The organism is Streptomyces narbonensis (genome assembly GCF_014649015.1).
Classification (GTDB): Bacteria; Actinomycetota; Actinomycetes; order Streptomycetales; family Streptomycetaceae; genus Streptomyces; species Streptomyces narbonensis.
In genome coordinates, this window is the sequence record NZ_BMSF01000033.1 from 22,422 (window position 1) to 28,421 (window position 6,000).

Sequence of the window (6,000 nt, forward strand, 5' to 3'; positions counted from 1 at the left end):
ACCGGGTGCGCGCCCCTTCGGCGTGTACGGGCCGGGGTCAGCCGAGGAGGCCGCCCACCGGCAGGCCGCCGAGGAGGCCGCCCAGCGGGGTGGCGCCGAGGCCGCCGGCCGCGGCGTCGAGCGGCAGGTTCTGGGTGGCCTGGCCGGCGGCGGCCGGGAGGGTCTTCACACCCTGGTCGAGGCCCTGGCCGAGGGCGCCCTGGCCGGCGGCGAGGGACTCGCCGGCGCCGTCGGGGAGCGTGGTGAGGCCGTCGCCCAGCGGTACGGCCTTGGTCACCGTGCCCAGCGCGTCGGCGTCGAGCGGCAGGGACGACGCTGCGGAGGCCGTACCGGCGGCGGTGACGGCGAAAGCGGCACCGAGGGCGGCGACACCGAGCTTCTTGGCGGCAGACTGCTTCATCTGAAAATCTTCCTTGGGGAATCCGGGGGCTTCAGGGGAAAAGCCGGGAGGGGAAATCCTGGGAATGCAGAGCGGCTCTGCAACCTAACCACCGGGCATCGCCATCGCAAACACCGGAAAGCGGCCGGGTGTCGTGGACACCCGGCCGCTTCCCCTCTCTCCACAGCGCCGTGATCAGACCGCCGGGCGGGAAGACTCGCTGGTCGCGGCGGTCTGCTGGAACAGCCATTCGGACCGGAGCTCGGCATATCCGGGCTTGATGACCTCATTGATCATGGCCAGCCGTTCATCGAAAGGGATGAACGCTGATTTCATCGCATTGACAGTGAACCACTGCATGTCGTCGAGCGTGTACTCGAACGCCTCGGTCAGCAGCTCGAATTCGCGGCTCATGCTCGTACCGCTCATGAGCCGGTTGTCGGTGTTGACCGTGGCCCGGAAGTGCAGCTTGCGGAGCAGACCGATCGGATGCTCGGCGAAGGAGGCGGCGGCGCCGGTCTGGAGGTTGGAGGAGGGGCACATCTCCAGCGGGATCCGCTTGTCGCGGACGTAGGCGGCGAGCCGGCCGAGGGTCACCGAGCCGTCCTCGGCGACCTCGATGTCGTCGATGATCCGGACGCCGTGCCCGAGCCGGTCGGCGCCGCACCACTGGAGCGCCTGCCAGATGGAGGGCAGCCCGAAGGCCTCGCCCGCGTGGATCGTGAAGTGGTTGTTCTCGCGCTTGAGGTACTCGAAGGCATCGAGGTGGCGGGTGGGCGGGAAGCCCGCCTCGGCGCCGGCGATGTCGAAGCCGACGACGCCGGAGTCGCGGTAGCGGTTGGCGAGTTCCGCGATCTCCAGGGCGCGGGCCGCGTGCCGCATGGCGGTCAGCAGGGCGCCGACCCGGATGCGGTGGCCGTTGGCCCTGGCCTGCCGCTCGCCCTCCCGGAAGCCCTCGTTGACGGCCTCCACGACCTCTTCGAGGCTGAGACCCGCCTCCAGGTGCTGCTCCGGCGCGTAGCGCACCTCCGCGTACACGACACCGTCCTCGGCGAGGTCGACCGCGCACTCTGCGGCGACACGGACCAGGGCGTCACGGGTCTGCATGACGGCGCAGGTGTGCGCGAAGGTCTCCAGGTACCGCTCCAGGGAGCCGGAGTCGGCGGCCTCGCGGAACCAGATGCCGAGCTTGTCGGGCTCGGTCTCGGGAAGCTGTTCGTAGCCCTGCTCACGGGCGAGTTCGACGATCGTGCCGGGGCGCAGCCCGCCGTCGAGGTGGTCGTGGAGCAGCACCTTCGGGGCACGGCGGATCTGGTCCGCGGTGGGGACGTTGGGGGTCTGGCTCGTCATTGCCGCACTCTAGCCCCTACGCGCGTAGAGCGCGCGGTTTCCGACGCCGTGGCCGCGGCGGTGGACGCCTCGCGGATCGCCTCGCGGATCGCCTCGCGGATCGCCTCGTACCGCGTCAACAGCGCGGGGAGCAACGGGGAACGCGTTCGGACCTCCGCGCATACGACTTATTGGGCCGTTGAGACGACTCCGCCATCTCAGGTCCCTCCGGGCCCGGCCGACTCGCGGTTACGTGAGCCCCTTACGGCGGGAGCCGAATCCCGCCCACACCATGGAAGGACGTGGCATGCGATACATCCGTGGACTGCTCGTCGCAGTCTCGGCAGGCGCACTGACGCTCGGCATGGTCGGCGCTTCGCAGGCCCTCGGCGGCAGCGCCGGAACAGTGGCGTCCGTGCGTGGCGGAGAGGACCACGACAAGGGCGGTGACCACGTCATCGACAAGTCGAAGCACGACCTCAACCACAGCTGCAAGGGCACGTTCGGCTACTGCACGCAGAAGGTGAGCTTCGCCCCGAAGATCCTGGGCGACGTCTCACTCACCGGTACGTCCGGGCTCATCGGCCTGATCGGCACGACCGGAACCACGGGCACCACCGGCACGAACGGTACGACCGGAACCACCGGTACGACCGGCACCACCGGCACGACCACCCCGCCCCCGCCCGCCCAGTGGTGCTCGCCCGGCTACTGGCGGCAGGACCAGCACCTGGACTCGTGGGTGGCTACCGGGTACAGCCCCGACACCACCTTCTTCGCCGCATTCAACCGTGAGCCCACGCTGTCCCCCTTGGGAGAGGACCAGGCCCCGGACAACCCGACCCTGCACGATGTCGTCGACAACCCCCAGTGGTTCGGCGGTGACGACACCAACGCGGTCGCCGACCTGCTGAGCGACGCCCACCCCGACATCAACTTCACGGGCGTACGTGTCCAGAACAGCTGCCCGCTGAACTGATCGAAGCAGCGGCGGCCCGCGTGTCGGGCCGCCGCCCCGAAGGAACCCGATGGAAACCTCCAGCGACGCCACCGCCGTACGTCCGACCAGTGCGGTTCCGCCGCAGTCTCCGCCTCCGCCGGGCCCGGACGGCGGGGAACCGGCGCCCCCCTCGCGTGACGAGGCCCCCGGGTGGTCCCGCGCCTCGGTCGCCGCGCTGACCGCGACCGCCGTGCTGCTGGCCTCCGCCCTGGTCACACACCTGGGCATGCTCTTCCTGAGCGTCGCACCGCCCAACGCCCTGACCGTGGAGCACCACGAGGCCATCGACGCCTACGTCCAGCCGGAGTTCGGCCAGGACTGGAAGCTGTTCGCGCCGAACCCGATGCAGCGCAACGAAGCCGTCGGAGCCCGGGTGAACACCCTGTCCGCGGACGGCCGTCCCCACGCGAGCGAGTGGATGAACCTCACGGACCAGGACATCGAGACGATCCACGGCAACCCGGCCCCCAGCCACGCCGACCAGAACATGCTGCGCCGCGCCTGGGACACGTACGTCGCCACGCACACCCTGACGGACGACCGCCCGAAGGGCGTGCGCGGGACGATGAGCCGGGACTACCTCAAGCGCGTGGTGCTCCAGCGCATCGGGCGCACCTGGAACGGCGAGCGCGTCGTGTCGCTCCAGGTCGGAGGCCGGTTCACGATGGTCGACCCGCCGGCATGGAGCTCCGAGCAGCCGTCCGACACCACCGACTACCGGCTGCTGCCCTGGTGGAAGGTGACCGATCAGGACTACAGGAGCCTGTGACATGACCACCCCCACGGCCACGCGGCCCGCCGAGCGTCTCGCACGGCTCCTCCCCCGGTTCCTGGCCGCGATCACCACCGTCCGGGTCCCCTACCAGGCCGCGTTCTTCCGGATCGGCCTCTCCTCGGTCGTCCTCGCCTTCCTCCTGCGCGAGTGGCCCAACCGCCACGTGCTGTACGGGAACCACAGCCCCCTCTCCTTCGATCTGGCCCAGGTCCTGATCCGCGAGGAGGGCACCTTCACCGCGCTGGCGTGGGGAGACGGCGGCCTCTGGTTCGAGGCCGTGTACACCGTCACGATCGCCGCCGCCGTCGCCGTCCTCCTGGGCTGGCACACCCGCGGCGCCTCCGTCCTGCTCATGGCGGGCGTCCTGTCGGTCATCAACCGCAACACCCTCGTCGGGGACGGCGGCGACAACGTCGTCCGGATCATGGTCATCTACCTGGTCCTCACCCGCTGCGCCCGGGTGTGGTCGCTCGACGCCCGCCGCGCGCGCCGCCGGACGCCGCGACCGGCACCCTCACGCCTGCCGGGCCACGATCCCGTCGGCCTGACCCTGTGGGTGGCGGCGGTGGCGGTGCTCGTCCCGCTGTCCTCGTACGCCACCCCGGGCTGGTCCCTGGCCTTCTGGACCCTGTGGGCCGTGCAGGGCCTCTGGTACGCGGCGGAGCTCTGGTTCCCGCGGCACGAGGCACGGGCCGTGCTCGACGCGGCGGCCTCGATGCTCCACAACGGCGCGATGATCGTGATCGCGGCCCAGGTCTGCCTCATCTACGCGACCGCCGGCTGGTACAAGATCCAGGGAAGCCGCTGGCAGGAGGGCAGCGCCCTCCACTACGCCCTCCACCTCGACTACTTCACCCCCTGGCCCGCGCTCTCGGGGCTCCTCGCGGGCAGCACGCTGATGATCCTGGCGCTCACCTACCTCACCGTCATGGTGCAGGTGGCCTTCCCCTTCACCCTCGCCAACCGCAAGGTGAAGAACGTCCTGCTGGCCGTGATGATCGCCGAACACCTCGGCATCGCCGTCGTCCTCGGCATCCCCTTCCTGTCGCTGGCCATGGTCGTCTGCGACGCGGTGTTCCTCCCCACAGCCTTCCTGCTCGCGCTCGGGGTCCGCTGCGGACGACTCGCCGAGCGGCTGCGCGTCCTCACCGCGCGGGCGGGCCGCACCGCCGTCCCCGTCTGACCGAGTCCGCCCCGGCCTCCTAGGCCGACGGGATGACCTCACCGGCCGGCGACTCCCGACTCCCGCGCATCCACGGGTTCCTGTCGCGCTTCCACCGCCGACAGGCAGCCCGTACGGTCGACTTCCCCGGCGACTTCCCCGGCGGCTTCGCCGGGCTGGACGACGCGTACGCGCACTCCCGGGGGAACAACCACCTGGTCGTCGACGGGGTGATGGACCCCGAGGCGAACGCGCTGCGCGGGCCGCTCGCCGTGTCCTGGCGCCGATGGCTGCGCCCTCCGCTTCCTGACGGCGCACCCCGACGACTGGCCCCACACGTGGTACGCGCGGAAGGGCTTCACCACGATCGGCTCGGTCCACGTCTTCGAACGCGCCTAGCAATGGCGGACGTTCGGCCTCCGGCGATATGTAACAGTGACCGCGCGTACGGCTGGTGTACACCTCGGCTTCTGAGACTGTTCCACCATGGCGCACTACGCACTCGTGGGGCCGCCCGAGACCCGGAGACCCCGGCTCGGCCGCCCCGTCGGAGGTTCCCGGTCGTCGGCGGTGGGCGGCGTGGTGCTGCTCCTGCCGGACGGTGAGCCGTTGTCGGGACGGCGCGCTTCGGCGCGGGCGCACCTGGGCGTCCTGCCCGTCGGGCGCGCGCTCGTCAGGGCCGGGCGGGCGGAGGCGCTCGTCGGCCATGTGGTGCGCTACCGGGGGCGCGGCTGGAACGGCGCGGACGCGGAGCTCGCGGCGGACGCCGGCTGGGCGGTCGCCGAGGCGGTACGCCGCTACGGCGACGTCCCGGTCTGTCTCGTCGGCCACGGGATGGGGGCGCGGGCGGCGCTGCGGGCCGCCGGGCACGACGCGGTCGGCGCGGTCGTCGCGCTGGCCCCGTGGCTCCCGGAGGACGACGTGGCGGCGGAGCCGGAGCCGGTGCGCCAGCTGGCGGGGCGGCGGGTGCTGATCGTGCACGGCACGAACGACGTCCGCACGGATCCCGAACTCTCCTTCCGCTTCGCGGCCCGGGCCAAGAAGACGAACCGCGACACGTGCCGCTTCGAGGTGCACTCGGACGGGCACGCGCTGCGCCAGTACGCGGCCGAGGTCCAGGCGCTCGCCGCGGACTTCGCGCTCGGCGCGCTCTTCGCCCGGCCGGTGGCCCGGCCCGTGACGGACGCGCTGGCGGCGCCCCCGCCGCTGGGCCTGCGGATGCCGCTCGCGGTGGGCTTCGGGGGCTCCTCCCGGCGTTAGGGCCTGTCCGGCCCGGAGCCGAAGGGCAGGTCCTAGGTGTATTGACTCGCAGGGTTGTTGACTCGGGTGATGGGCGGGTGTCCGTCGAGTGCGGT

Annotated in this window: 6 protein-coding genes; 4 read left to right on the plus strand and 2 right to left on the minus strand. The window is 71.5% G+C overall.

The window, feature by feature from the left end; genetic code table 11:
* Positions 1–37: 37 nt before the first annotated feature.
* Together IE124_RS33400 and IE124_RS33405 are read right to left on the minus strand one after the other, a co-directional pair.
* Positions 38–400, minus strand: a complete 363-nt coding sequence (locus IE124_RS33400) for a hypothetical protein (protein ID WP_189513668.1) — start codon at positions 398–400, stop codon at positions 38–40.
* Positions 401–574: 174 nt separating this feature from the next.
* Positions 575–1,729, minus strand: a complete 1,155-nt coding sequence (locus IE124_RS33405; protein WP_189513670.1) for an adenosine deaminase — start codon at positions 1,727–1,729, stop codon at positions 575–577.
* A 286-nt stretch (positions 1,730–2,015) separates the two neighbouring features.
* Here IE124_RS33405 and IE124_RS33410 point away from each other — a divergent pair, with 286 nt between their 5' ends.
* The 4 genes from IE124_RS33410 (at position 2,016) to IE124_RS33425 (ending at position 5,905) form a co-directional block, all read left to right on the plus strand.
* A complete protein-coding gene (locus tag IE124_RS33410; protein ID WP_189513671.1) occupies positions 2,016–2,687 on the plus strand; it encodes a hypothetical protein in 672 nt (223 codons plus the stop codon).
* A 49-nt stretch (positions 2,688–2,736) separates the two neighbouring features.
* A complete protein-coding gene (locus IE124_RS33415; RefSeq protein WP_189513673.1) occupies positions 2,737–3,477 on the plus strand; it encodes a DUF5819 family protein in 741 nt (246 codons plus the stop codon).
* 1 nt (position 3,478) lies between these two features.
* The gene (locus IE124_RS33420) at positions 3,479–4,666 is read left to right on the plus strand and encodes an HTTM domain-containing protein (protein ID WP_189513674.1); all 1,188 of its coding nucleotides are present in this window, start codon (positions 3,479–3,481) and stop codon (positions 4,664–4,666) included.
* A 465-nt stretch (positions 4,667–5,131) separates the two neighbouring features.
* On the plus strand, positions 5,132–5,905 hold the full coding sequence (locus IE124_RS33425) for an alpha/beta hydrolase (RefSeq protein ID WP_189513676.1): 774 nt from the start codon (positions 5,132–5,134) through the stop codon (positions 5,903–5,905).
* The last annotated feature ends 95 nt before the right edge of the window (positions 5,906–6,000 follow it).